22 protein-coding genes are annotated in these 23,398 nt (G+C 46.7%); 11 read left to right on the forward strand and 11 right to left on the reverse strand.

What is annotated here, in order from left to right; genetic code table 11:
• Positions 1–2,725: choice-of-anchor Y domain-containing protein (locus QUB63_RS25310; protein WP_332948097.1), on the reverse strand; the 2,725-nt coding region annotated here is incomplete at its 3' end.
• 660 nt (positions 2,726–3,385) lie between these two features.
• Here QUB63_RS25310 and QUB63_RS25315 point away from each other — a divergent pair.
• The 4 genes from QUB63_RS25315 (at position 3,386) to QUB63_RS25330 (ending at position 4,086) form a co-directional block, all read left to right on the forward strand.
• Positions 3,386–3,565: a hypothetical protein gene (locus QUB63_RS25315; RefSeq protein WP_332948098.1), complete on the forward strand. Its 180-nt coding sequence runs from the start codon at positions 3,386–3,388 to the stop codon at positions 3,563–3,565.
• A 123-nt stretch (positions 3,566–3,688) separates the two neighbouring features.
• Positions 3,689–3,829, forward strand: coding sequence for a hypothetical protein (locus tag QUB63_RS25320; protein ID WP_332948099.1), 141 nt, complete (start codon positions 3,689–3,691; stop codon positions 3,827–3,829).
• Entirely contained in the window at positions 3,826–3,966 is a 141-nt protein-coding gene (locus QUB63_RS25325; RefSeq protein ID WP_332948100.1) for a type II toxin-antitoxin system RelE family toxin, read from the forward strand. The genes QUB63_RS25320 and QUB63_RS25325 overlap by 4 nt, the downstream gene beginning before the upstream one ends.
• Positions 3,967–3,981: 15 nt before the next feature.
• Entirely contained in the window at positions 3,982–4,086 is a 105-nt protein-coding gene (locus QUB63_RS25330) for a type II toxin-antitoxin system RelE family toxin (protein ID WP_332948185.1), read from the forward strand.
• 35 nt (positions 4,087–4,121) lie between these two features.
• Here the strand turns inward: QUB63_RS25330 and QUB63_RS25335 are convergent, their stop codons facing one another.
• The 9 genes from QUB63_RS25335 to QUB63_RS25375 form a co-directional block, all read right to left on the reverse strand.
• Positions 4,122–4,328: a hypothetical protein gene (locus QUB63_RS25335; protein WP_332948101.1), complete on the reverse strand. Its 207-nt coding sequence runs from the start codon at positions 4,326–4,328 to the stop codon at positions 4,122–4,124.
• A gap of 248 nt (positions 4,329–4,576) precedes the next feature.
• Positions 4,577–5,899 carry a CO2 hydration protein gene (locus QUB63_RS25340; RefSeq protein WP_332948102.1) on the reverse strand — a complete coding sequence of 441 codons (1,323 nt, stop codon included), beginning with the start codon at positions 5,897–5,899 and terminating at the stop codon, positions 4,577–4,579.
• 102 nt (positions 5,900–6,001) lie between these two features.
• Entirely contained in the window at positions 6,002–6,595 is a 594-nt protein-coding gene (locus QUB63_RS25345; protein WP_332948103.1) for a CDP-alcohol phosphatidyltransferase family protein, read from the reverse strand.
• Between the two features lie 100 nt (positions 6,596–6,695).
• Complete coding sequence (locus QUB63_RS25350) at positions 6,696–8,216, reverse strand: NADH-quinone oxidoreductase subunit M (RefSeq protein WP_332948104.1); 1,521 nt, start codon at positions 8,214–8,216, stop codon at positions 6,696–6,698.
• Positions 8,217–8,323: 107 nt separating this feature from the next.
• Positions 8,324–9,043, reverse strand: coding sequence for a carbonic anhydrase (locus QUB63_RS25355; RefSeq protein ID WP_332948105.1), 720 nt, complete (start codon positions 9,041–9,043; stop codon positions 8,324–8,326).
• Between the two features lie 104 nt (positions 9,044–9,147).
• On the reverse strand, positions 9,148–11,007 hold the full coding sequence (locus tag QUB63_RS25360) for an NAD(P)H-quinone oxidoreductase subunit F (protein ID WP_332948106.1): 1,860 nt from the start codon (positions 11,005–11,007) through the stop codon (positions 9,148–9,150).
• Between the two features lie 450 nt (positions 11,008–11,457).
• Complete coding sequence (locus QUB63_RS25365; protein WP_332948107.1) at positions 11,458–12,420, reverse strand: glycosyltransferase; 963 nt, start codon at positions 12,418–12,420, stop codon at positions 11,458–11,460.
• Between the two features lie 359 nt (positions 12,421–12,779).
• On the reverse strand, positions 12,780–13,895 hold the full coding sequence (gene mraY / locus QUB63_RS25370; protein ID WP_332948108.1) for a phospho-N-acetylmuramoyl-pentapeptide-transferase: 1,116 nt from the start codon (positions 13,893–13,895) through the stop codon (positions 12,780–12,782).
• A 278-nt stretch (positions 13,896–14,173) separates the two neighbouring features.
• A complete protein-coding gene (locus tag QUB63_RS25375; RefSeq protein WP_332948109.1) occupies positions 14,174–14,413 on the reverse strand; it encodes a DUF3134 domain-containing protein in 240 nt (79 codons plus the stop codon).
• A gap of 389 nt (positions 14,414–14,802) precedes the next feature.
• Between QUB63_RS25375 and QUB63_RS25380 the strand changes: the two genes are divergently transcribed.
• Complete coding sequence (locus tag QUB63_RS25380; protein ID WP_332948110.1) at positions 14,803–16,482, forward strand: glycosyltransferase family 4 protein; 1,680 nt, start codon at positions 14,803–14,805, stop codon at positions 16,480–16,482.
• 313 nt (positions 16,483–16,795) lie between these two features.
• The gene (locus tag QUB63_RS25385; protein WP_332948111.1) at positions 16,796–17,380 is read left to right on the forward strand and encodes a PAP/fibrillin family protein; all 585 of its coding nucleotides are present in this window, start codon (positions 16,796–16,798) and stop codon (positions 17,378–17,380) included.
• Positions 17,381–17,499: 119 nt separating this feature from the next.
• Here QUB63_RS25385 and QUB63_RS25390 read toward each other — a convergent pair whose 3' ends face one another.
• The gene (locus tag QUB63_RS25390) at positions 17,500–17,739 is read right to left on the reverse strand and encodes a helix-turn-helix domain-containing protein (RefSeq protein WP_006631291.1); all 240 of its coding nucleotides are present in this window, start codon (positions 17,737–17,739) and stop codon (positions 17,500–17,502) included.
• Positions 17,740–17,903: 164 nt separating this feature from the next.
• On the opposite strand from QUB63_RS25390, the gene QUB63_RS25395 reads away from it, so the two are divergent.
• The 5 genes from QUB63_RS25395 to QUB63_RS25415 all read left to right on the forward strand — a co-directional run bounded on the left by QUB63_RS25395 (position 17,904) and on the right by QUB63_RS25415 (position 23,247).
• Positions 17,904–18,164, forward strand: coding sequence for a hypothetical protein (locus tag QUB63_RS25395; protein ID WP_332948112.1), 261 nt, complete (start codon positions 17,904–17,906; stop codon positions 18,162–18,164).
• A gap of 131 nt (positions 18,165–18,295) precedes the next feature.
• The gene (locus tag QUB63_RS25400; protein ID WP_332948113.1) at positions 18,296–18,964 is read left to right on the forward strand and encodes a Uma2 family endonuclease; all 669 of its coding nucleotides are present in this window, start codon (positions 18,296–18,298) and stop codon (positions 18,962–18,964) included.
• A gap of 169 nt (positions 18,965–19,133) precedes the next feature.
• Complete coding sequence (locus tag QUB63_RS25405; RefSeq protein WP_332948114.1) at positions 19,134–19,436, forward strand: DUF433 domain-containing protein; 303 nt, start codon at positions 19,134–19,136, stop codon at positions 19,434–19,436.
• A gap of 192 nt (positions 19,437–19,628) precedes the next feature.
• Positions 19,629–20,444 (forward strand): PD-(D/E)XK nuclease family protein, encoded by an 816-nt coding sequence (locus QUB63_RS25410; RefSeq protein ID WP_332948115.1) that lies wholly within the window; start codon positions 19,629–19,631, stop codon positions 20,442–20,444.
• 235 nt (positions 20,445–20,679) lie between these two features.
• Positions 20,680–23,247, forward strand: a complete 2,568-nt coding sequence (locus QUB63_RS25415) for a single-stranded-DNA-specific exonuclease RecJ (protein ID WP_332948116.1) — start codon at positions 20,680–20,682, stop codon at positions 23,245–23,247.
• Positions 23,248–23,398 lie beyond the last annotated feature (151 nt).

Genomic DNA, 23,398 nt, shown 5'->3' on the forward strand with positions numbered 1-23,398 from the left:
GAATTGGCGTCGGCGTCGGAATTGGAATTGGAATTGGTGTGGGAATTGGAATTGGAATTGGTGTGGGAATTGGAATTGGCGTCGGAGTCGGAGTTTCCGCAGGCGTCGGAATGGGAATTGGCGTCGGAGTCGGAGTTTCCGCAGGCGTCGGAATGGGAATTGGAATTGGTGTGGCAATTGGAATTGGAATTGGTGTGGCAATTGGAATGGGAATTGGAATTGGTGTGGCAATTGGAATTGAAATTGGCGTCGCAGTTGGAATGGGCGTCGGCGTCGGAGTTGTATCTACCACAGTCAAAACAGCACTAAAAAGAGTTCCTAAATCTCCTCCAGTAGTGGGATTATTCAGAATTAAATTAACAGTTTCTTTGCCTTCAATTACCGAATCGTCAATAATTGGCACAGTGAAAATTTGAGAAGTTTCGCCAATTCCAAAATTTAAGGTTCCCGATGTCTGGTTATAGTCGCTACCAGCATTAGCCGTGCCGTTAGTTGTGCTGTAACTGACAGCAGCAGCCACATTAGTAGCATCGGTGCGAGTCACGGTAATTGTGGCAAATGTACCGTTTTCATTAACGCTGTAGTTGGCGTTGCTAAAGTTGAATGTGCCTGGATTGGTAAGGTTGATAGTGAAAGTTTGATTGGCGGAAGTATCGACGCCACCGCTAGCTGTACCCCCATTATCTCTGAGGTTGAGAGTGATATTAGCACTGCCGATCGCCCCCGCCGCCGGTGTAAAGGTTAGCGTGCCCGCCGAGTCGATCGCAGGTGGTACGCTAAACAAAGCAGTATTGTCATTCCCGACTACTTGAAATGTAAGGGTTTGTCCCGATTCGTTAGCCGGGCCCGGAGAAATCGCCGTCGCCCATCCGGGGATGGTTTGCGCGCCCGAGTTGCGGTTGACAGTGCGTTGGCGAAGCCGGCCGAAGGCATCGCCCCCTTTGACAAACGCAGGTGCATCGTTAACTGGATTAACGGTAATTGTCGATGCGATCGAATTAGCGCTTAAAGGCGTTTTTCCCCCGGTAACTGAAGCGTTAACGCCCGCAGTACCGTTACCTACTCCGTTAGTTCCATCCCACGCCCGAACAGTAATGGTTGGTTCGCTTCCCGCGGTACTGTAATAGTCTGGGTTGGGTACAAAGCGGACTTTCGCAGGCGTTTGCAGCGAAACTCGCGTTAGGTTGATGTTAGATTGAGCTGAGGTTGTGTAGTCACCGAGGAATAGAAAATTAGGAGTTTCGTAAGGGTCGATCGCGCCGCTAAATGCAGCATAATCTCGCAGCGGGCCGGTTAGTATAATATTGCTGCCATCTGAAAGAAAGTAATTGTCGCCTTGAACTCTCAGAGTGTAGTTAGTAGCAAGATTGGTGTTGTAACCAACACTTTCGGCGCCCAAAAATAAGCTATTGAGTTGTCCGCCCGGGTTGGGAGTAATGCCGTCTGCTTGGGCAAAGATATTGCCCGAAGTTGCAGATAGCTGCTGGAAACCAATTTCAATTGCTTTGCGATCGCTGGTAACGGCAATAATGCTAAAACCCGCTCGATTGGAATTAGTGCGGGCTTCCGAGATAATTTGGAGATTAAATGATAAGCTAAATCCTGAAGTGCGATCGAGCGTAGGAAATGACGAAGTTAAAGGATTTAAAGGATTTACTGTATAGCCAGCATAGATGCTATTGGCAGCACTGCTGTTTAAATTAACTCCATTACCGCTCAATATTTCTGAAGCAGTAGTTGTAGGAGAAATAATATTTAAGTTAGTCAAAGACAGCCAATTTTGAGAACTGGGAGTGTTGCCAAGCAAGCCATTATAAAGAGGAGTTGGGCCGAGGATTGTTGCTGAGCTTTCCGACAATGTGCCGAAATTTGTCCAAGTATTGCCGTTAGTTGAAAATTGCCAGTTGCCGTTAGTATTGTCTGCGGCGGTGACTGCGACACCCAAAGGATCGCCATTAGCATCACTGCCGAACTCGCTAGTGAGGTTGAAAATACTAAAGCCAGTGTTAGCTGCGTCGGTTGTATCTTCATTAATTGCGATCGGCGTATTATTAACGTTAGGATTTGCCAAAGTCGGAGCGCTGTTGACTGGCGGGTTGCGGAGACGGTTAATATAAATAGTGTTAATTCCGCCGTTGGGCAAACCGATAGAACCTGGACTGTTTACAGCATAATTAGCAGTGATGTTGACGCCGCCTAGAGCGCTGGAAAACTCGACATTACCCCCGTTGCTTGGGGCGGGAATTTGCACTTTAGCTGCACTGCCAAAGGCTCCGTGCGTTCCCGATGTCCTCCAGGCGATCGAATCTACTGTATTGAAATTTGTTTGAGTTGTATTGTCAACATAAACAACATCTGAAGCCGCGAAATCCCCATCAAAATTTCCCGCTGGGAGCAGCTTTGTCAAAAATCCACCTTCGGGACTCAATCGAATGTTCCAATCGTTATCTGTTCCCGACAGTATGGGGTTGTAGGCAATCTCTTGATTGGCGGTCGCTCCGCCGATCGCAATTATTGTTCCTGCTTTAAATACGGGAGCAATATTTGCCATGTTGGCAAATCGATAAGCCGAATATTTAGCTGTTGTTAGAGCAGTTGAGTCGCCTACAAAGTAGCTCTGAAGCTGAGTTGCTGTTAAATCTTCTGTCAGCAGTAACTCTACATACTCGTTGCCTGTAAAGTCTCCCGTAGCGCGCCGGAATTCGTTAATAATTATCTGTCCCATCTAGATGCACCTAAATTTGATATAAAAAACCGATAAACTGTGTTCAATATATTTACTGGCGCGAACATTCAAGCAGGAGAGCCTTTCATTTTATACCTAAAATCTGCCTTTTCGTTCAGACCTAGGGTGCGTTAGATTATCCGCTTAAAATATGGCAAAAAATGTGACGAGCTGACGCACCCTACCTGACTGCCGGATAGATGATTAAGAGCTTAATACAGTCCTACTGATAATTTTTGTGAATTCATCACGAAAATATACTCTAATTAAAATTTACTCAATTAACTTTATAATGTCAAGCATGAGGTGAGAGTAATAAATTTATTCATATAAAAATTGATATTGATGCGGCTAATCAGGCGCGAAGTTAAATCGAAAATAACAACAAATCATATCAGGCCCCATCGATCGCAATATTTCACCCGTGGCGGTTTACGCCGATTTCAGGCTGATATTGGAAACCGGTCGCGAACCTACCCCCCAGTGGAATTATGGTAAAATTATCGGGTACGATATATCAATAGTCCGGACATCTTTTAGGTCGCAGTCTGAAACCTTTGATTTACCCGAAAGCATCTCGATCGCCCTGAAGCCTTTATTCTACGGTTGGCAATCAAAAACTATCCGAAGTGTTAACCTAAAACAAATACATCATTGCCCGTGCCACTGACAAGAGTATCGTTTGCCAAGCTGCTTGTGCGCTGCAACAGCTACGAGATGTTGATGCCGCAGAAAAAGATTTGGTGGATAAATTTTAAGTACGCGCGGCGCAGCTATCCCGACCGGATTCGCCCCGACGAGCAACTGCGAGAATGGGCAAGGACACAATTAAAAATGTAAAACTAAATATGGAGAAAAGTTTGAAGGGCTGAGAATACCGTGAAAGTAGACATCTCATTTCAATCACTGCTAGAAGCAATTTCGTCACTGGAAATTGCCTAAAAACAGAAGCTTTGGGAACTTTTGGAAGCTGAATTATTCCCCCAAGAGGAAGATTTTCCCGAAGATATTGCTGAAATTGAGGCCGCCCGTGCTGATTACAAAGCCGGTGACTACATCACGTTTGACCAATATACGACTCAACGGGCAAGAAAGTCATTATGACTTATACAATCATTACACCCAAAGCTGTGCAAAAGCAGCTAGATGCCTGGCCCGAGGATGTCTGCCGTATCGCAGTCAAACTCCAGCAACTTGCCGAAAACCCGCGCCCAGATGGAGAAATCAAACTCAAAGGTTAGGAAAATGAATACCGTATTCGCATGGGTGATTATCGCGTTCGTTATGAAATAGAAGATGAAAAGCTAACGATTTTGCTGTTGCAATGCCAACATCGGAAGGACGTTTACAGAGGAGGTTGATTCCTCACCCACTATCTCACCCATCTCAAAACGAATTAAAACACTTCATCTTCGATTCCCACCCACCATTCGCCCAGATTCATTAAATCCTGGTGGAGGTCGGTAAGTTCTGTGATATATTCCTCAGCAGAAATCTCCGATCGCCTTTCTTGCAATTTTTTCAGCCGCAGTTGCACCAACAGCCACGGTTTGGAAATTCCGTCCGTTGCTTCAATATATTTGGCTAAGTCTTTGCTGTTCATGGTAATTAGTGATTAGTCATTGGTCAGCAGTCATTAGTCAGCCGTCATTAGTTATTAATTATTAGTTTTTAGACTTATTACATAAATTTTCGAGGAATTTGCCAACCGCAGATTTACTCATCTTAGCGCATATTATCTCAAGATTGGATAGTAATTTTTGCAAAAACTCTACAACTGACAACTGACAACTGACAACTGACAACTGTCAACTGTCAACTGTCAACTGTCAACTGTCAACTGTCAACTGACTATCTGTAATCCGAAGTCTGAATATTTTTCAACTTCGCGGCATATTTCATGCCGTATTCCGGGCGGCAGAAGCGATCGATCTGAGACTCAAAAAACGCCCGATTCGCCTTCAAATGTTTCGGATTTGGGTCATCCAAAGGATACAACAGCGCCGTTCGCAAAGCTTGAATTACCGCCGAAGTAACGCAGTACATCGATCGCTGGAACGTCACCCCAATTTGATTGAGGATATCATCTTCGCCGCGGCACCGCTGTTTGTAGAAATCCATCAAATAAGGCGGCAGGAAGTGCAGCATATCTTGGGCTAGCAACGTCGGCGGGATGCCGGCAGTTCCAACCGGGAATTTGTCTGCATACAAAACTCCGTAGTGGAAGTCTTTTTGGTCGTCGGGAACTTCCCTCGCTTGAGCGTTGTAAGATTTGGTTCCCCGGAACGGCGAAGTGCGGTAAAATACAGATTCAACGTAAGGTAGCGCCGCTTCGTACAGCCAAGTGAAACCTTTTGATTTCGGAATGATTTCGTAGGTTTCGCCGTCGATGAGAACGTGGTGGTAAATCGGACGACCTGCGATCGCAAATATGCCGTTGACCAGGAAATCCATCGCCTGCGGGACTGTGGTAACTTTCCCTTCGTCGTACAAGTCGGAAACTTCAAAAAACACCGGTGCCATTACTTCCCAGAATAAACCGAGATTGCTGTAATAAGACATCTGGCGGCACTGTTCTAAAAACAGTTCGGGGAATGCTTTGTGCAGGGCCAGCATGAACGGGTCTTTTTTGAAGTAAGCTTTAATGGCGCGATCGGCATTAGCTTTGTATTCGTCGCTGTCGAGATAGGGGTCAAACTGGTTGACAGGTACGTACATCCCCCGGTGCCACAGCATCGACCTCATGCACTCTTCGGCAAATTCCATGTTAATGCGATCGTGCCACAAATGGTGCAGCAATCGCGGGAGTTTCCCAGTTTCCCCTTTTTCCATAAACTCCAAAAGTTCCGGGTGTGCGCTTCCAGTCCCCCGCCAAATCCGCAAATCTGCACCGTCGCCCGAATAGTGATTTTGCAAGTCTAAATACTCCTGGGGCAAGAAGTATTTAAAGAAGGGAAGCGGGTGTAAAAATACCCGTTCGGCGATGTAAAGCAAATCGCGCCAGTAGAAATCCATCGGTACCGCGTAGGCCTTCCAAATTGCGATGATTTGCATCAAATTTTCCGGCGTATCTGGAATCATCGCGCCGCCAGCTTCCAGTCTGTGAATTACTTCCGCAAATTCGTGCTTGGAAGGAGGCAGTTTAGTTGCTGGTTTAGTAGGGGTTTGTACCATTTTCTGTTTCTCCTAATGAATAGCAATATTATTTGGACAATTTGAACCCTGGATTCTTATTTTTCTGTCCCGTAAAAGCTGCCTTTTGTTCTCAACCCGACCTTAGTCGTGACTGAGGGAACCAGAAATCAATTTTTGACGCAACCGCAGAGCATGAAAGATACTCAAAACATCATGCTTCCACTCTGGCAATAGCCGTGTCATAGCAATCTCTTCTACAGTATGAATGATGCCAGAAATAATAGCTAGCCACAGGGGAATTCCTGCATAGTTAAAGCCGAAAAGAGCAAGAGTAGCAATGAACAGAGTTAGTCCCCAAAATTTAGCGGAGTAGGTGTGGTAGCTGGCTGGTTTACCATATTTTAGCAAATTAACAATCCACCATGCCAACTGTACAAAAACAACAACCAGCAGCGGGACTCCAAAGGCTATTACTACATCTCTATGCACCAGCCACGCACTAGCAAATACACAGATATAGAAGCAGACATCAGCCCAACTATCGGCTTGACGTAATTGTGCATTACTGACGCCGATGCGTCTGGCAATAACGCCATCGAAGATATCTGAGAAAAACCCAACTAAGTAACCGATGATGAACCAAACGCTGATTGTGCCATCCACAGCATCCCATAGAAGGAATGGCGCGATTGCGGCGCGAAGTGCCACAAGAATACCAGGAATAAATTTCATCATCGGTGGGGGGTAGCGACTAATGACTGATGACCAATGACCAATGACCAATGACTAATGACCAATGACCAATGACTAATGACCAATGACCAATGACCAATGACTAATGATCAATGACTGATTTCTCCTGCTGATAGCTGACAGCTACTTGAGAATATCTGCCAGTTGCCAGGGTTACGGCCATCGCATTTGTAGTAGATTCGCTCCACTTCACCAGCCACACCGGTTGCACTCCCAAGAAGAAAATGATCGCGGCTAAAACTAGGGCTGGCATATTTTCGGCAAACTTAACTGGAGGGTAGTAAGCCGTGGCGTTGTCCAACTTTCCAAAACAGGTGCGGTTGAGCAGAATTACAAAGTAAACTGCTGTTAAACCAGAGGCTAAAATGCACAGTAAAGTCGGAATTGGAAATGCTGAGAAACTGCCTTGAAATACTAAAAATTCGGCGATAAAACCGACTAAACCGGGAATTCCGGCGCTTGCCATGCCGCCCAAAACTAACAGCGAGCTCGCCGTGGGTAAACCCCGCATGGGGTTCATTAAGCCGTTGAGTACGTCTAAATCCCGGGTGCCTGCTTTGGTTTCGATGATGCCTACGAGATAAAACAGCAAGGCTAAAATCAATCCGTGGCTTACCATTTGCCCGACAGCACCGATTAAGGCGAGTTTGGTGCCGGCAGCGCAGGCGACGAGGATGTAGCCCATGTGCCCGATCGAACTATAGGCTACCATGCGCTTGATATCTTTTTGGGCGATCGCGCTCAAAGCACCGTACATCACGCTCACCGTACCGATTATCGCTAAACCCGGAGCGACAATCGACCAAGTTTCGGGGAACAACTGCAAACCAAACCGCACTAAGCCGTAAGTTCCCAACTTCGCCAAAACGCCTCCCAACAGAATTGCTGTTGCTGGCGAAGCTTCGACGTAGGCATCCGGCAGCCAAGTGTGCAGGGGCACTAAAGGAATTTTAATTCCCAACCCAATTAGCACAATTGTTAGCAGGATTAATTGCGTTTTCAAGGATAATTCTTGAGTGGTAATCGCACTGTAATCGAAGTTTAAAGAGCCGCTCAGCCAAGCTACACCCAAAAATCCCGCTAAAACTAAAAGTCCCGAAACTGCCGTGTAAATCAGAAACTTCATCGCAGCGTATTCCCGCTGCTTGCCGCCCCAAATCGCAATCAACAGGTAAAAAGGAATTAATTCTAGCTCGTAAAAAAGTACGAACAGCAGCAAATTTTGAGACATCAAAGCTCCGGCAACACCCGCATTGATCAGCAAAATCAAAGCGTAGTAAAGTTGGGGGCGAGCTATCCCTTCGCCGGTGCCGTAGATTACTAATAGCGTCAGCAGTGCGGTTAAAACTAACAGCGGCAAAGACAAACCGTCAATTCCCAAGTTGTAGCTCAAACCTAATTGCGGAATCCAAGGCAAATATTCTTGAAATTGCAGTCCTGAATTGGCCGTGTCAAATTGAGCCAGCAGCCAGATATTTAACAGGAAAATAGCAGCAGCGAAGGCGGAGGCTACCGAACGCAGCCGCATCGTATTCATGTTTCCGGGCAAGAACCCGACTACCGCAGCGCCCAACGCGGGCAACCAGAGCAAGGCACTAAGCATAATGTGTGAAGAGTGAAGAGTAAAGAATCTATTTTGTCGGCTCTTGTCTTTGATAAGTTGAGAGTTTATATGTTAAACTTTCCCCCAATTATCAATCCCAAATTCCCTCACGACTCAGAAAGAATAGTGACTGTCCCCGTATCTAAATCGTAGTATCCACCAACAACTTTCAGTTTATTCTCTTGAATTAACTTAGAGATAACTGGAGAGGCTTTCAACCTGTTAGCTTGCAACCTAATATTCGCTTTGCAGGCATTTTCTAGCTTGTCGCCCGCTTGGTCTTTCGAGCTTTCTACAGCCGGCTTAATTGCCTCGATCAAACTGCCAATTTGACCGGGAACTTGAGCTCCTTTGAGGGTTGCGTCTACCGCACCGCACCTTTCATGCCCGACTACCACAAGCACTTTTGCTCCCAATACCAGCGTGCCAAATTCCAGGCTGCCAATTTCTTCTGGGGTAGCTACATTTCCGGCCACGCGACAGACAAATAAATCTCCAAATCCTTGATCGAAGATAATCTCGGAAGGAAAGCGCGAATCCGCACAGCCGAGAATAGCAGCAAAGGGTTTTTGAGTTTTGGCAATTTCGGTGATGCGGGGGAAGTCTTGGTGGGGACTTATGCGTTTTCTGTCAACAAACCGCTTGTTCCCGTCCATTAACTGTTTTAAAGCTGCATCGGGAGTCATGTCATTTTGAGCAATTGCTGGTGCGGGTGCAGCCACATCAGCGCCTGCTCGTGCTGCTAGTATCCCTGTACCTATTGCTCCTGCGACAAATTTGAGCGAATTGCGCCGGGAAAGATTTACTTGTCTGTTCTTGTTGTTCATGTGTGCTGCCTTGTTCGAGAAAGTTTGAAATCTTTGTTCAAGACTTCATTTATTTAAGATTTTAGGTTCAAAGTGTCACCTCAAATCTTGAACGTTATATCTCTTTACCCGCCGACAATCAGCGAGAGGCGAGCCAACAGAGGCCAGCTTACTAGCAGTCCCAAAAGTGCAACTCCGAACAGAATTGTCAAGGCATAAAACTGAGTTTGACCGCTAACGTTGTATTTGAGGCTCTGTCCGCCGAAAACTGTGGCAAAACCTACTAAATTTACGAATCCGTCAACAATATTGCGATCGAACCAGGATATGATTTGCGAAACCAGGCCGACTGCAAATATCACTGTTACGCGGTAAAGTTGGGCGGTGTAAAAGTCGTAGGCAAAGAAGTCTTGCAGGGCTTGAGAACCGATTCGCACTGGTTTTTCCCACTTTTCGTTGAGGTAAATAAATGCTCCGGCACCGATGCCGATCGCCGTTGACAAAACTAACAGTCCGGCCGCAGTATAATTCAAAGTTGCCAAAGGCAGCAATTGCCACGCTGCGAGCAAGTGCGGCACGTGCAAGGTAAATCCCATTAACACTGTCATCGGCAAGATAAAAGGCCAGTGAACTTCGGGCGCACGTTCGGTCATTTGCTTCGGTTTGCCGCCGAAAACTAAACCGAAAACGCGCACTAAGCCAAAAGCAGTTACGCCGTTGACAAACAGCACTACTACTAACAGTGAAGGGTGAGTTTCCGAAAGCCCGCCTGCTAATTCTGATAAAGCCCAGAAGCAACCGAAGGGCGGCAGTCCCACAACTCCAGCGGCGCCGACAAGAAACGATATTCCCGATATCGGGCGCTTCGGCCACAAACCGCCGAGAGCTCGGACATCCTGAGTGATGCTGTTCCAAACTACCGAACCGATGCTCATCACCAACAAACCCATTGCCAAGCTGTAGGCAAAGATCAATGTCAAAGCTGTTTGGGTTTGTCCGGTACCGACGGCGATAAATACTAAGCCCATGTAAGAGCTAACTATATAGGAAAGCGTGCGCTTGATGTCGATTTGGGCGATCGCAATTAAGGAAGCACCCACCGCCGTTGCAGCACCCACAATAATAGTTGTCTTCAGCCCCACGGGCGACAAAGCAATCACCGGCTGCAATTTAATCAAAATCCAGGCGCCGGTTTCCACAACAACCGTGTTCCGCAAAATCGTCGCCGGCAAGGGGCCTTCCATCGCCTCATCCAGCCACAGGTGCAAGGGAAACTGGGCGCACTTGCCCATCGGGCCGGCAATCAAAGCCAAACTCAACAGCGTCGCCACTGTGGGGTCGATGTTTGCAGTTTTAGCCCACACGGCCAACTCGTCAAAATTCCAAGTTCCAGCCAGCGGCAGAATTGCGACTACTCCCATCAACAGGAATAAGTCTCCCACCCGCTTCGTCAAGAATGCGTCGCGGGCGCCTGTCACCACCAAAGACTGATTGAACCACAGCCCGATGAGGAGGTAAGTTCCCAGAGTCAGGACTTCCAAAATCATGTAGCTGAAAAACAGAGAGTTGGACAATACCAAGCCGCACATCCCCGCTTCAAACAGCCCCATCAGGGAAAAGAACCTAGCCCAGCCCCAGTCCATCTCCATGTAGCCGACTGCATAAATCTGCGCCAGAAGGTTCAGTCCGGTAATCAAAATTGTCGCCCCGATGGTGACAGCAGAGATGTCTACAGGAATGGTTAAATCTAAACCTGCTACGTTGAGCCAGGGAATGAACTGCGGCCTGGCTGGTTGGTTCCAGATAGCTGTCAGGGCGATGACACCGTGGGCGAAAGCGAGGAAGGTTAAGATGGCGTTTACGTAACCGGATGGTCTAGGCCCCGTGCGGCGAGTTACTGCCGGAAACCACAGTATCGACAGAAATGCGCCGATGAGCGGATAGCAGGGTATAAACCAAACGGTCTGGAGTAAGATTTGAGCCATTGGCATTACCTGTAAATGTTACAAAACTTTAAAAATCTGAGAATAATCTCGATCGCCATTCGGCTGAGGGCATTCGCCACAAGTAAAGAAATTTTGGCGGTGACTGCGAGTTTCTGGTCGTTCTGAAACCGCGCGCTTCAAAATAGACTTATTAATTTTATATTAAGGATTGCCGGAAATTTTCATATTCCCTGATTCAGCATACTTATCTACAGATAAACTGTACTTATAGGATGCAAATATCGGACGTACGGTTGAAACCGCACGCCAAACAAACGATGTCCGCGGCTCGACCCTTCGACAAGCGAGCGGGCAACGCTGAGCGAAGTCGAAGCGAGCTTCGCCGAACGTCCTCCGCGGACTCAAGAGAATAACATAAGTCTTCAACCCGCTCTCTAGTGGGTGCAAGCCTGTATAGACGCGGTTTCAACGGCGAGCGTCTTCTAAGGATTAAAGTCGCTCAATTTCCCTAGCTGCTAAAGGAAGTTGGGCTTGTCGCTGTCCGATCGCCCTTGCCCTGACATTTACTAGACCGATCGGCGTATTGAACAAATCTACCAGATCGAGTTTGCCGATCGCGCATTTGGCAGCAGCAACCGGCAATTCCTTTAACAACCACCTACTCAGCCGATACAAATATTCCCCTGTGGTGAATTCTCGCATCAAATCGACGCCGTGGAGTTCGTGCAAATATTTATTCGACTCGCCGTAGCGATGCCATTGACTTTGTAACTGTTTTATTGTACAGCGGTGGCGGTGTCGGACGATCGCATTTTCGGCAAAATAGATTTTATAGGATGTTTCCCGCAAAATCCGCCAGCACAAATCCGCATCGCCGCCGCTCGTAAGGTACGGGCGAAATAAACCGACTCGTGCTAAAATCTCTCGGCGTACAGCTAAGTTGGCGGTTTGGCCGTAGGGACAAAAAGGGTGAGCGAGAGTATGTTTTTGAGATAAAGTATTTTCGCGGGCTGCGTGTTTTTCTAAGAGACTTTTACCGGGGAGGGCGAGTATTTCACCTGCGGTAATTCCTATTTCTAAGTCAGCCAATGGTTTGACTAAATTTTCCAACCATTGAGTTTCGGGGCGACAGTCGGCATCGGTAAATGCGATGATTTCGCCTGTTGAGGCGCGAATTCCTTTGTTTCTAGCGGCGTAGGAACTTTGAATTGTACTTTCGGTGAGATTGCGAAGGGTAATTTGATTGAACCCCTCTTGGCTGGGGGATTTGGCTGCTGCTTGAAGGATAGTTGAAGTGTAATCGGTACTTTTGTTGTCTACTAGGAGATATTGTACTCTGTGTGGCGGATAAGTTTGCGATCGCAGACACTCAATTAATTCCGGCAAATCCGTCTCGCCGTTGTAAACAGGTACCACAACCGAAACAATCGGTAAAAACTCCTCACTGTTCATGATTTGTCCTTAACTTCTCTTGCCTGTTCGATCGTTCGGACTTCAGTCCTCTCTTGCCTGTTCGTAGTTACCAGAAATAATTGGTTTAAAGCCCAAAGCCCGATCTGGAGAAATTAAAAGAAGACGATTCATTACTCCAATCCTCGGACTTCCAGGTAGAGGTCGCCCTCAAGCAGTCAACTGTCAACTGTCACAGGTCAACTGTCAACTGAATGAAGAAGCGTTTTTTGAGTCTGAAACGGGGAAGATGCCCGTTCCACAACTGCATTGAGTTCCTGTGGAACGGGCATCTTATTTGTTTTTTAACATTGCAGAAAACATCAGCTACATATGCTGTAAAGTCTGTTACCAATCCGATGTTAACTGTTGCCTGTCAACATCAAAATCATTAACACTAACACCCCGTTAGTTAAATAAAAGATACCAACAACCTGAGTTTCCAGCCAGCCGCACAGTTCTAGATGGTGGTGTAGCGGAGCCATTCTTAACAGACGCTTGCCGATGCCATCCGGGCCTTTTGTCGCTTTGTAATAACCTACTTGAGCAATTACTGACAGCGTTTCAATAAAGAAAATCCCGCTGATTATTAATAATATCCAAAGGCTATTTGTTAATAAAGCTACCGCACCCAACGCACCGCCCAAAGCCAACGCACCTGTATCCCCCATAAACACTCGGGCAGGATTGCGGTTGTGGGCTAAGAAACCTAAACAACTGCCGCTGGTGCAGGCGCAAAATATCATTAATTCTGGCGAAGTTGAGGCTACAGATGCGCCTAGTCCCAAAAGTGCGATCGCCCCCAAACCTCCCATCAAACCGTCAACGCCGTCAGTAAGATTAGTAGCATTGCTTTCAGCAACCAACACAAAACCCGCGAGCGGCCAAAACAACAAACCCAAAGGCAATACCCAACCGAAAGGCAAAGCAACGTTCGTAGAAATACTTGGATTGTGGAACATCAGCCACAGACAAAATAGAGCTGCAAAACCTACTTGCAAAGCCAATTTCATCCGAGGTGAAATACCTTTATTCGACTTGCGGCGGAGAATTTGCCAGTCGTCGAGCCAGCCGATGAAACCGTAAGCTAAAGTTAAAGCCGATACGGCAACAACATCTGAGTTAAATCTCGACCAAAGCAAAGCGACTGCGACCCCTGCCGGCACAAAAAATATGCCTCCCATTGTCGGCGTTCCCGCTTTTTTTAAGTGAGCTTGGGGGCCGTCTTCGCGAATTATTTGTCCTGCTTTCAGTTGCTGGAGTACGGGCACAACTAGATAGCCCAAGCCCGATGCCACTGCTGCACAAACAGCTAGCGGCATAAATAGCGATGCAGGCGCATCCAAAAGTCTACCCGCTGCTACATCTAAACCGATCGCTACAATGCCGAGCCCCAAACCCAGCAGCAGGAATAAATTCCTGCCTGTAAGTTTGAAAGGCATACTAAAAGGGATTTTGTCATCAACAAAGTTATCCATGTCACTCCTCAACACACACCATTTGATCGCAAGCAATTGAGAATTGGGGAATAGGGTGCGATACAGGAGATTGGGAAATCTCTTAGTTTTTCTTCCCTGTTTCCGGTTGATTCCTTCACCCGCAAAAAGCGGGTACAAGTCCCCGATTTAAGTCGTCGATGCTCCCCAAATTTTAGACTTTTGTTCGAGATACCAGATTCATCAGTGGAGTGAATCTAAAATTCTTCAATCTAAAATCTAAAATTCTTCAATCTAAAATCGACTCACCCTTCTACCAGTTATTCGTCCCCTACACCCGCATCATCTTCTACTTCTTCTTCTAAATCATCGTAAGGACTGTCGTCAACTGCCATTAGTTCAGAAATTTCTTCTTCGTGCAGATAGTCGGGTTCTTGGACATCCCTTGCTAACAGGCGATGGTTAGATTCCAACCAGTCTAAAAGGGAAGATTGCTGCTTTAATGGAATTACATCGGCAGGCAAGTGGCGAGGTATTTGGCGCAGAGATGGGTTGTACATGATTCTCGGTTTCTAAAGGCAAAGACGCGATCGAGTAGAGGTAATTTTTTGCCGGCTGACTGCTCCTTCGATAAGGGCGAGCAAATCCGGCATTTAGTATGGCTAAGGCATTATACCACAGGCACTCTTTGGTTCCGGAGCCCGATAGGATGGCAGACGGATGCGGGCGATCGCCCCCAATCATGGGCCTCACGATAACACTAAAATCCGATCTTGCCAATCCCTCTTTAGCCGTAATTATTGTAATCTGAGGCGATCGTCTTTTAAGATATCGCAGGACACATGGCGGGCAAGCGGTTGATTCAGAGCAGTCTCTTGCTTTTGCGTCAAAGCCTGATGGCCAATGCCCTCTGCCGAATTCAGCCAACTCTCAAGCAATAAATCTCAGGATGGATACAACGGCGGCGGTTTTATACAGCAAAGACGGTTACGACACCACAGGGCAAAGACTTCTGGGGCGTCATTCAGCCGGAGAAGGATTTCTCAAAAGCTTAGTCCAACACGGTACTGCTGACTCTCTCTACTGTTTCGCAGACAGCGCAGCAACATTTAAGGAGTTTTGTTCGCGCATCCAACCTTGGCTGCAACAACCTCGGAAAGTCCGCTGGATTTCGACGGATCGACCAGATTTGCTATCTCAACCGGGTACAATTTATCGACCCGATCCCGCCCTTGCAGATATGGTTTGGGGGCGCAGATTTGTCGATCAGCGGGCTTACAGCGTTTGCGGCGTTACTCACACGATCGCCACTAAGTATGTCATGGAATCGATCGGCAATTTGGTAACAGCACCAGTTCAACCTTGGGACGCCCTGATCTGCACCTCTAACGCCGTGAAAAACACCGTAGAAGGAGTTCTGAGGGAGTGGTCTGAATATTTAGCGCAGCGCAACGGCGGTCAACCGGAAATTTTGGTCAAATTGCCCGTTATTCCCCTTGGAGTGGATTGCAGCGCGTTTCCGCAGGGTGTGGAAGCCGTTCGTGCGGGCGATCGACAGCGCCAAGAACTCGGCATTTCTGCTGGCGATACAGTCGTGTTATTTGTCGGCCGATTGACTTTCTCTGCCAAAGCCCATCCGGTACCAATGTACATCGCCCTAGAGCGCGCCGCCCAACAGACAAAAGCCAAAATCCACTTAATTCAAGCCGGTTGGATCGAAGATCCGAGAGAAGAACCCGACTTTAAAAATAGCGCCCAAATCTTTTGTCCGTCCGTAAATGCTATTTTTTTAGACGGCAGAAATCCGGAAATTAGAGTTAACATTTGGTCGGCCGCCGATATTTTTATTTCGCTTTCCGACAACATTCAAGAAACCTTCGGACTGACACCCATTGAAGCGATGGCCAACGGAGTGCCCGCCATAGTCTCCGATTGGAACGGCTACAAAGAATCAGTACGCCACGAAATCGACGGCTTCCGCATTCCCACACTCATCCCGCCCCCGGAAGCTTGTTTAGATTTAGCCCTAAATTATCTCGAAGGCAACTTAAATTGGCCGACTTACATGGGTCACACTTCCCTGGCCACAGCCGTTGATATTGATGCCTGCACCCGCGCTTTGTGCCAATTAATTGAAAACCCGGAATTGAGAAAGCGGATGGGGGAAAGTGCCAGACAAAGGGCGAGGGAGATTTATGATTGGAAAGTAGTAATTGCTGCTTACGAACAGTTGTGGCGGGAATTAGCAGAAATTCGCCTTTTGGCACCAGAGTCAGCCGCTTTAAAAGCCGGGAAACCGCCTTATCCGCTGGGCGACGATCCGTTTCGGGTGTTGGGCCATTATGCGACTAGAACTTTAAGCAATGAGATGATGCTGAGTCTGGGTGCGATCGCGACTCCGGAACTTCTAAGACATTTACAAACAATTTGGTTTACCAGCTTCGGTCAAGACAGAAGAATATCTGTTAAGATTCAAATGGATATCTTGAATGCGATCGAGCAAAATGGTGCTGTCAGCGTCGGGGAAATTCTCAGGCGTTATGCGAACAACGAGCAAGAATCAGTATACCTGTATCGGACGCTGCTCTATCTCGTGAAATTTGGTATCTTAGTTATTGGGCCTGGGTAATTGGAAATGGGTAATTGGTAATGGTTCATGCTAAATCCAATAATACTCGGGGGTTGAAACCGCTACTATACAAACGATGTCCGCCGGACGCCGACAAAAGAATAATAAGACTCGGCGGTTGAAGCCGCTACTACACAAGCGAAGTCCGCGCCACGCGAGACTGAAGAATAGAGTAAATGTAGGGCGAACTGCGTACATAAAAGCCTCATCATAAGCGTCGGTAAAAAAACTATTTAGTTCCTGTGCATACCTCATGGACTAATGACTAATGACTAATGACTAATGACTAAGGACTAATGACTTCTAAAAAACTATGCTTAGAAAATCTGCACTATTAGAGATAATTGCTGGTAAGAATCGCGGTTTGCTGGCGACTCCCAGCGACAAACAAGCGATTTTAAGTGCGATCGCCCAATTGGAAGATTACAACCCCACACCACGCCCTGTCGAAGCCGCAGAGCTTTTAAATGGTGATTGGCGGTTATTGTACACCACCAGCCGCGCACTGCTGAATCTTGACGGTTTTCCCTTGGTAAAATTGGGTCAAATTTATCAATCTATCCGCGTCAAAGAATCTAAAGTTTACAACATTGCCGAACTTTACGGCTTGCCTTATTTGGAAGGAATTGTCAGCGTGGCGGCGACATTTGAGGCGACTTCGGAACGGCGAGTGCAGGTGAAGTTTGAGCGGTCAATTTTGGGTTTAAGCAGGTTGATTGGCTATGAATCTCCAGTCAAGTTTATCAATGAGATTGAGTCTGGTAAAAAGTTCGCTGCTGTAGATTTCAGCTTCGATACTCGCGAACAGCAGGGATGGCTCGATATTACTTATTTAGATAAGGATTTGCGGCTGGGGCGCGGAAATGAAGGAAGTGTTTTTGTATTGACAAAAGAGTGATTGTGTGATGTTGATGTGCAGGGCTATCGCAATTTCATCCGCGTTTATCTGCGTGCATCTGCGGTTGAAAAAATAAAATCTATTACTTTAACAAACAGTTCAAGACTGCATAAGTATTGTTACTCCGTCAGTTTTGTCTGTTCTTTCTTTTCCGTCGGCATTGACTTTCTGACAGCTAGCACCAACTCTGCTTCGCTACATCGATACAAATCTCGCATTCGGAATACTTGCCAAACTTCCATTTTTGGCAATGTTCGGCTTTTTTCCCAGTTGCGAATTGAAGACTCCGCGCATTCTAGTTCCCGTGCTACGTCTAAGATTGTCAGCCCTGCACGTTCTCTCAAGGCTCTCAAATCCATAGCTGAATAAACCTTTCAATATAGCAAGTGTGAATATTTAGCGCCAAGTCTTGACACATGAGGTGAGTTTGGTGTTTAATCATAGTAGTAGAGGCGTTAGTCGATTTCCGGCAAGAGACTTACTAACGCCCTTTCCTGTAGTCCATAGAGGATACTAAACCATCATGCCACAAAACGGTTATCAACAGGGATTCACTGCGAATCCTCGGGCGATCGCGTACCAAAAACGCCTTTACCCGTGGGCGATCGCCAAACTCATGCCCAGTATGCAGCGGGCGATTGTGGGGCGATTTCGCAGTCGATCGGATGCTGACGGACACTTGCTGTGTCTGCGTCAACTGATGCCTCAAGCAACGCTTGTGGTAGTCTTTGACTTGCAACCAGACTTAGAAGTACCAATGGCAGCGCCCACAGCAATTCGATAAGCACAAGGATCTGATCCCCCCCTTAAAAAAGGGGGGCTATAAAAATTGACAAATTACTAACTACCAATTACCGCAGCAGATAAATATCAACCTAAGTTAGGATAATTTTATCCTCAATTTGCTTTTAAATCATGACTTCTACAACTGCAAAATTCATCGTGTCTCAAGTGGGCGAAATTCCCCAATGGCAAGCCGCGACATGGGAAGATTATGTAGCAGCCTGCGAAGATCCGTCTTTGGAAGAAGCGAGAATATTTTTTTATGAAGGATATCTTTGGATAGACATGGGTAATGAAGGGCCTCAGCACGCCAGATTTAACAACCTCTTGACTCTGGTGTTTGGATTTTGGTTTGTCAGCAAAGGAGGACAAGCTTTCGATGATTTGGGTGGATGTGTAATTGAGAAGCCAAAGGTGGGAGGAGGTGCGCCGGATAGAATTTTATATATTGGCGGAGAATTCATCCAGTGGCAAAAAGGGGAACCGCGGCGAATCAATCTGAATCAATCGAGAATTCCCGATTTAGTGGTAGAAACTGCCGATACTACTTTGGCGATCGATTTAGATCAAAAGAAGCGCTTGTATGCTGCTTTGGGAATTCCTGAGTATTGGGTAGTAGATATTAAGGGCGAGAGAGTTTTGGCATTTCGCTTGCAGGAAAACGGAAAATATCAGGAATGCGAAATTTCCCGTGCCCTTGAGGGCTTGCCAATTGCTTTACTATCGGAGACTTTGAAACTTTTGGGTGAGGGAAATGGGACGGCGGCGATGTGGTTTGCTCAACAAATTGGGAAGTTGTAAAGGGGCGTGGGGAAAAGTGCGTGAAGCGTAGCTATCCCGTAGGGAATCGCTCTTAATCTTTCTCAATTCTTTACGCAATTTTTGCTTAAAGAGAACCATCAGGGGCATAAACAGTTACACATTTTCAGAAGAAATCTATATAATCAAGTTAAGTAACTTGAGAAAATGTATGACAACAACTGTAGTAGACATCGGGACTTTAATTATCCGCGATCCCAACCTTCGAGGCGGTCGTCCGATTATTGCTGAAACTGGTACTTTTGTCCGCCGCATCGCCGTTTTGTACAAGCAGGGTAACAGTGCGGAAGAAATTGCTAGGCTGATGACTCACTTATCGATCGCACAAGTTTATGCAGCTTTAACGTATTATCATGCTAATCGAGAAGAGATTGATACAGATTTAGCTGAGGAACAAGAAGCTTACGAACAGTTAGCAGAGTTACACTACAAAAACCTCAAGACAAATCCATGAGCATTCGCACATGGGAAAAAAAAGTGCGATTCCCTACGGGATAGCTACGCTTCACGCACTCTCCTCCAAAAACGCGATCGCTCGCCCTAATTTATCTGCGTTTATCTGCGTCCATCTGCCGACATCTGCGGTTAAAAAAAGATCGATACCCCTTACAATCATAAAAAATATAAAATCTACAATCCTAAAAAAATGCTCCGACTCTCCCAAACCCAACTCAAAATCCTCGAAGAATGCCCCCGCAAATTCCAACACAGCTACCTCGAACTACTCGCCACCACCGCCTCCCCAGAACACAAAGAAAAACTCACATGGGGAAGCCACTTTCACCTGTTAATGCAGCAGCGAGAACTCGGGCTTCCCATTGAATTTATCATCCAACAAGACCCAGAACTGGGACGCTGTGTGGCAGCATTTATCAATACCGCACCCGAACTTTTCGATAATTCAGAAAATAGCGATCGAATTTTCCGCCAAGCCGAACACCCCCGCCTCCTGATTTTTCAAGACTACCTATTCACTGTTATCTACGACTTATTAATAGCCGAACCAAATACAGCCCAAATTCTCGACTGGAAAACCTATCCCCGCCCTCAAAAATCAAAATGGATAGCCGAAAGTTGGCAAACTCGCCTCTATTTATACGTCTTAGTAGAAACCAGCGACTATTCCCCCGAACAAGTTTCCATGACATACTGGTTCGTACAATTGCAAGGAGAAGAACCGCCGCAAAAACTCACATTTAATTACAACCAAACAAAACACGATCGCACAAAACAACATTTAACCCACCTATTGCACCAGCTAACCGACTGGCGACAGCGCTATACCGAAGGCGGTGAATTCTTCCCCCAAGTAGAAATTAGTTCAAATCTTTGCGATTCCTGTCAATTCGCGACTCGCTGCAACCGCACCCAAGATACCAAAGCTTCCTCACCCAATCTTCCCGCAGAAACTCCCGCAAATTGGCTGCCAAATCTTGCTATAATCGAGGAGATATCTATTTAATATATAAACAAGCCCCCCCCAATTTTACTCGTTACTAGGCTCTGCCTGGTAACGCCAATACGGAGGCTCTGCCTCCAATTTTCCAGATCGTAAGCGAGGCAGAGCCTCTGGAAATGGGTTCCCAGGCAGAGCCGGGGAACCAGTAACTCGCTTAAGTTTTATTTAACATACAAAAAAGCCCTCGGATTCATCTGTGGTAACAATCTAAAATCTAAAATCTAAAATCTAAAATCGAATGACAGAAATAGATCGAAAGTGGCAAAATCAACCCTTACCTCAACCCCCAGATTGGCTGCTTCAAGCTGTCAGAAACCACGCGCCCGAACTCCCGGGAAACTATGCCGCTGCACTTCTCTGGTATAGAGGAATTCAAAACCCCGAACAAATACCCGGTTTCTTAAATCCCAAACTTTACCAACCAGCAAGTCCTTTTGAATTCGGACTAGAAATGAACTGGGCGATCGCCAGAATTCAGCAAGCAAGAAACAGCGCCGAAAAAGTTGCAATTTGGGGAGATTTCGACGCGGACGGGATTACCTCTACCTCGGTTTTGTGGGACGGATTGGGAGAGTTTTTCGTTCAAAATGACCAACTAAGTTATTATATTCCCAACCGCTTAACCGAATCTCACGGACTAAATATTCCCGGAATAGACGCTTTAGCAAAATCGGGAATTAGCCTAATTATTACCTGCGATACTGGCAGTACAAACATCGCTGAAATCGAATATGCCACAAGTTTAGGCATAGATACAATTATCACCGACCATCATACATTGCCGGACGATCGCCCGCCAGCGACAGCAATTATCAATCCCCGCTACTTTTCGCCCAACCACCAACTGTTTAACCTCTCTGGCGTCGCCGTAGCTTACAAATTAATCGAAGCATTATATCACACGTTGCCGGATATTCCGCAGCGCCCGATCGCAGATTTATTGGAGTTAGTGGCGATCGGCTTAATTGCCGATTTAGTCCAACTTACAGGAGACTGTCGCTACCTAGCGCAACTCGGCATCCAACAACTGCAAAAACAAATCGCAAATCCCACCCGCCCGGGAGTTGCAAAATTGCTCGAACTGTGCAAGAGATCGGGCGATCGCCCAACCGACATTTCCTTCGGCATCGGCCCCCGAATCAACGCCGTCAGCCGCATCCAAGGCTCCGCCAGCTTCTGCGTAGAACTCCTCACCAGCCGCGACAAAAAACGCTGCGAAGAACTAGCAAATTTAACCGAAATTGCCAATACCAGGCGCAAATCTTTACAAAAAGATGTTGCAAAAGAGGCCGCCAACAAATTAGCTAAACTCGACCTTTCAACTACTAGCGTTATTGTCCTCAGCGACCCCCAGTGGCCCGTAGGAGTATTGGGATTAGTAGCAGGACAAATCGCCCAACAATACGGCCGCCCGGTGATTTTATTCTGCACCGAAGGAAGCGAAGAAATCAACGATACTCTTCCTGAAACGCAACTTATCGATTCTTTCAACCCCGATTCGCAAACACTTTCTCAATCTAAAATCCCCAATCCACAATCCCAAATCGCCAGGGGTTCCGCGCGTTCCGCCCATCAAATCGACCTTTACAAATTAGTCAAAGACCAAGCGCATTTATTGGACAGATTCGGCGGTCATCCCTTCGCAGCCGGATTGAGTCTCCCCGTTGAAAATATCCCGCTATTTACCGATGCTGTTAATCAGCAACTGCGACAACAATACAGCACAGATAGTTTGACAGCAGCCCCCGTTCCAGCCGACTTGAAAATTACTGTCGCCGAATTAGGCAAAGAGTTGTTTCAAGAACTAAAATTGCTCGAACCCTGCGGCATGGGAAACCCCGTACCCAAATTGCTGATTGAAAATTGCTGGTTTAAAAATGTCTACAATCGGAATATTAAAGATTTAAAAGGAAAAGAAGTAAAATATATCAAAACTTCTTTTGAAATTTGCGATGAATCTAGCGATGCAGGATTTCCCGGTATCTGGTGGGAACACTACCGAGACGAAGTTCCCCAAGGGCGGTGCGATGCCACTGTCGAACTCGATTTCAATACTTACACGTCGGAGTATGAAGTGCGGTTGATAGCAGTCCATTCGGGCACGGAAGATGGTAAAATAAATTCGCCGACTAAGATAGATTGGATTGTAGACTTGCGAAACAGAAATAATGATGAAGAGTTGTTCCTAGTTAGCACAAACTTGGAATCTCAAATGTCAGCGTCCAATCTAGTCTACAATTCAGAAATGGTCGATCGCGAAAACTCGATCGTCCTCAAAGAATGCCCCGCAAGCTGGGACGAATTGCGCGTCTGGTTTCGCCAAGCACAGCACACTCAGAAAAAACTCGCGATCGCCTACACATTACCGCCACTCGTACCGCCGCAGCAAATCTGCCAACAGCTAATCGGCATCGCCAAATACCTCAGCCGCACCAACAAACCCGTCACCAGACAGCAACTGCGCCAAAAACTCGGCATCGGCGACACATCCCTGCAACTGGGGTTCACAACCCTAAAACATCTCGGTTTCAAAGTCAATTATCGCGATCGAGCTTTCCACATCACCAGACAACCAGAAACCAGAGAAATGCCAGAGCACATCTCCAAAACCTTCTTCTCTAGCCCTTCAACTCAATTCGAGGAGCAAAATTCCCCCACCGCCGCCCGTGTTGCAGCCCAATTCCTAGCAGCAGTCTCCGAAGAACAATTTCGGCAGAAATATTTCTGTCAAGTACCCATTTCCACCATTGTGTCGATCGCCCGATCGACCGTTTTCCAAGAAGATTATACAGAAAATCCCTTCTAACTGATATCTGCCACCATCATTAACAACAGGCAAGATGCCTGTTCCACTCATCTGATAACTTTTATTGTGGGGCCAGCACGCGAAACCCCAGATGGGGGAGGCTTCTAAGCTGTACTGGATTTAAATTAGACTCCAATTGCAAGCCGGAGCT

It is taken from the genome of Microcoleus sp. ARI1-B5, from assembly GCF_036705795.1.
In the GTDB taxonomy this organism is placed as follows: Bacteria; Cyanobacteriota; Cyanobacteriia; order Cyanobacteriales; family Microcoleaceae; genus Microcoleus.

Excerpts from the sequence above, each read along its gene's own strand:
- QUB63_RS25325 (WP_332948100.1), top strand. The coding sequence starts at position 3,826 with ATGACTTATACAATCATTACACCCAAAGCTGTGCAAAAGCAGCTAGAT.
- QUB63_RS25335 (WP_332948101.1), bottom strand. The coding sequence starts at position 4,328 with ATGAACAGCAAAGACTTAGCCAAATATATTGAAGCAACGGACGGAATT.
- QUB63_RS25340 (WP_332948102.1), bottom strand. The coding sequence starts at position 5,899 with ATGGTACAAACCCCTACTAAACCAGCAACTAAACTGCCTCCTTCCAAG.
- QUB63_RS25345 (WP_332948103.1), bottom strand. The coding sequence starts at position 6,595 with ATGATGAAATTTATTCCTGGTATTCTTGTGGCACTTCGCGCCGCAATC.
- QUB63_RS25350 (WP_332948104.1), bottom strand. The coding sequence starts at position 8,216 with ATGCTTAGTGCCTTGCTCTGGTTGCCCGCGTTGGGCGCTGCGGTAGTC.
- QUB63_RS25355 (WP_332948105.1), bottom strand. The coding sequence starts at position 9,043 with ATGAACAACAAGAACAGACAAGTAAATCTTTCCCGGCGCAATTCGCTC.
- QUB63_RS25360 (WP_332948106.1), bottom strand. The coding sequence starts at position 11,007 with ATGGCTCAAATCTTACTCCAGACCGTTTGGTTTATACCCTGCTATCCG.
- QUB63_RS25365 (WP_332948107.1), bottom strand. The coding sequence starts at position 12,420 with ATGAACAGTGAGGAGTTTTTACCGATTGTTTCGGTTGTGGTACCTGTT.
- mraY (WP_332948108.1), bottom strand. The coding sequence starts at position 13,895 with ATGGATAACTTTGTTGATGACAAAATCCCTTTTAGTATGCCTTTCAAA.
- QUB63_RS25375 (WP_332948109.1), bottom strand. The coding sequence starts at position 14,413 with ATGTACAACCCATCTCTGCGCCAAATACCTCGCCACTTGCCTGCCGAT.
- QUB63_RS25380 (WP_332948110.1), top strand. The coding sequence starts at position 14,803 with ATGGATACAACGGCGGCGGTTTTATACAGCAAAGACGGTTACGACACC.
- QUB63_RS25385 (WP_332948111.1), top strand. The coding sequence starts at position 16,796 with ATGCTTAGAAAATCTGCACTATTAGAGATAATTGCTGGTAAGAATCGC.
- QUB63_RS25390 (WP_006631291.1), bottom strand. The coding sequence starts at position 17,739 with ATGGATTTGAGAGCCTTGAGAGAACGTGCAGGGCTGACAATCTTAGAC.
- QUB63_RS25395 (WP_332948112.1), top strand. The coding sequence starts at position 17,904 with ATGCCACAAAACGGTTATCAACAGGGATTCACTGCGAATCCTCGGGCG.
- QUB63_RS25400 (WP_332948113.1), top strand. The coding sequence starts at position 18,296 with ATGACTTCTACAACTGCAAAATTCATCGTGTCTCAAGTGGGCGAAATT.
- QUB63_RS25405 (WP_332948114.1), top strand. The coding sequence starts at position 19,134 with ATGACAACAACTGTAGTAGACATCGGGACTTTAATTATCCGCGATCCC.
- QUB63_RS25410 (WP_332948115.1), top strand. The coding sequence starts at position 19,629 with ATGCTCCGACTCTCCCAAACCCAACTCAAAATCCTCGAAGAATGCCCC.
- QUB63_RS25415 (WP_332948116.1), top strand. The coding sequence starts at position 20,680 with ATGACAGAAATAGATCGAAAGTGGCAAAATCAACCCTTACCTCAACCC.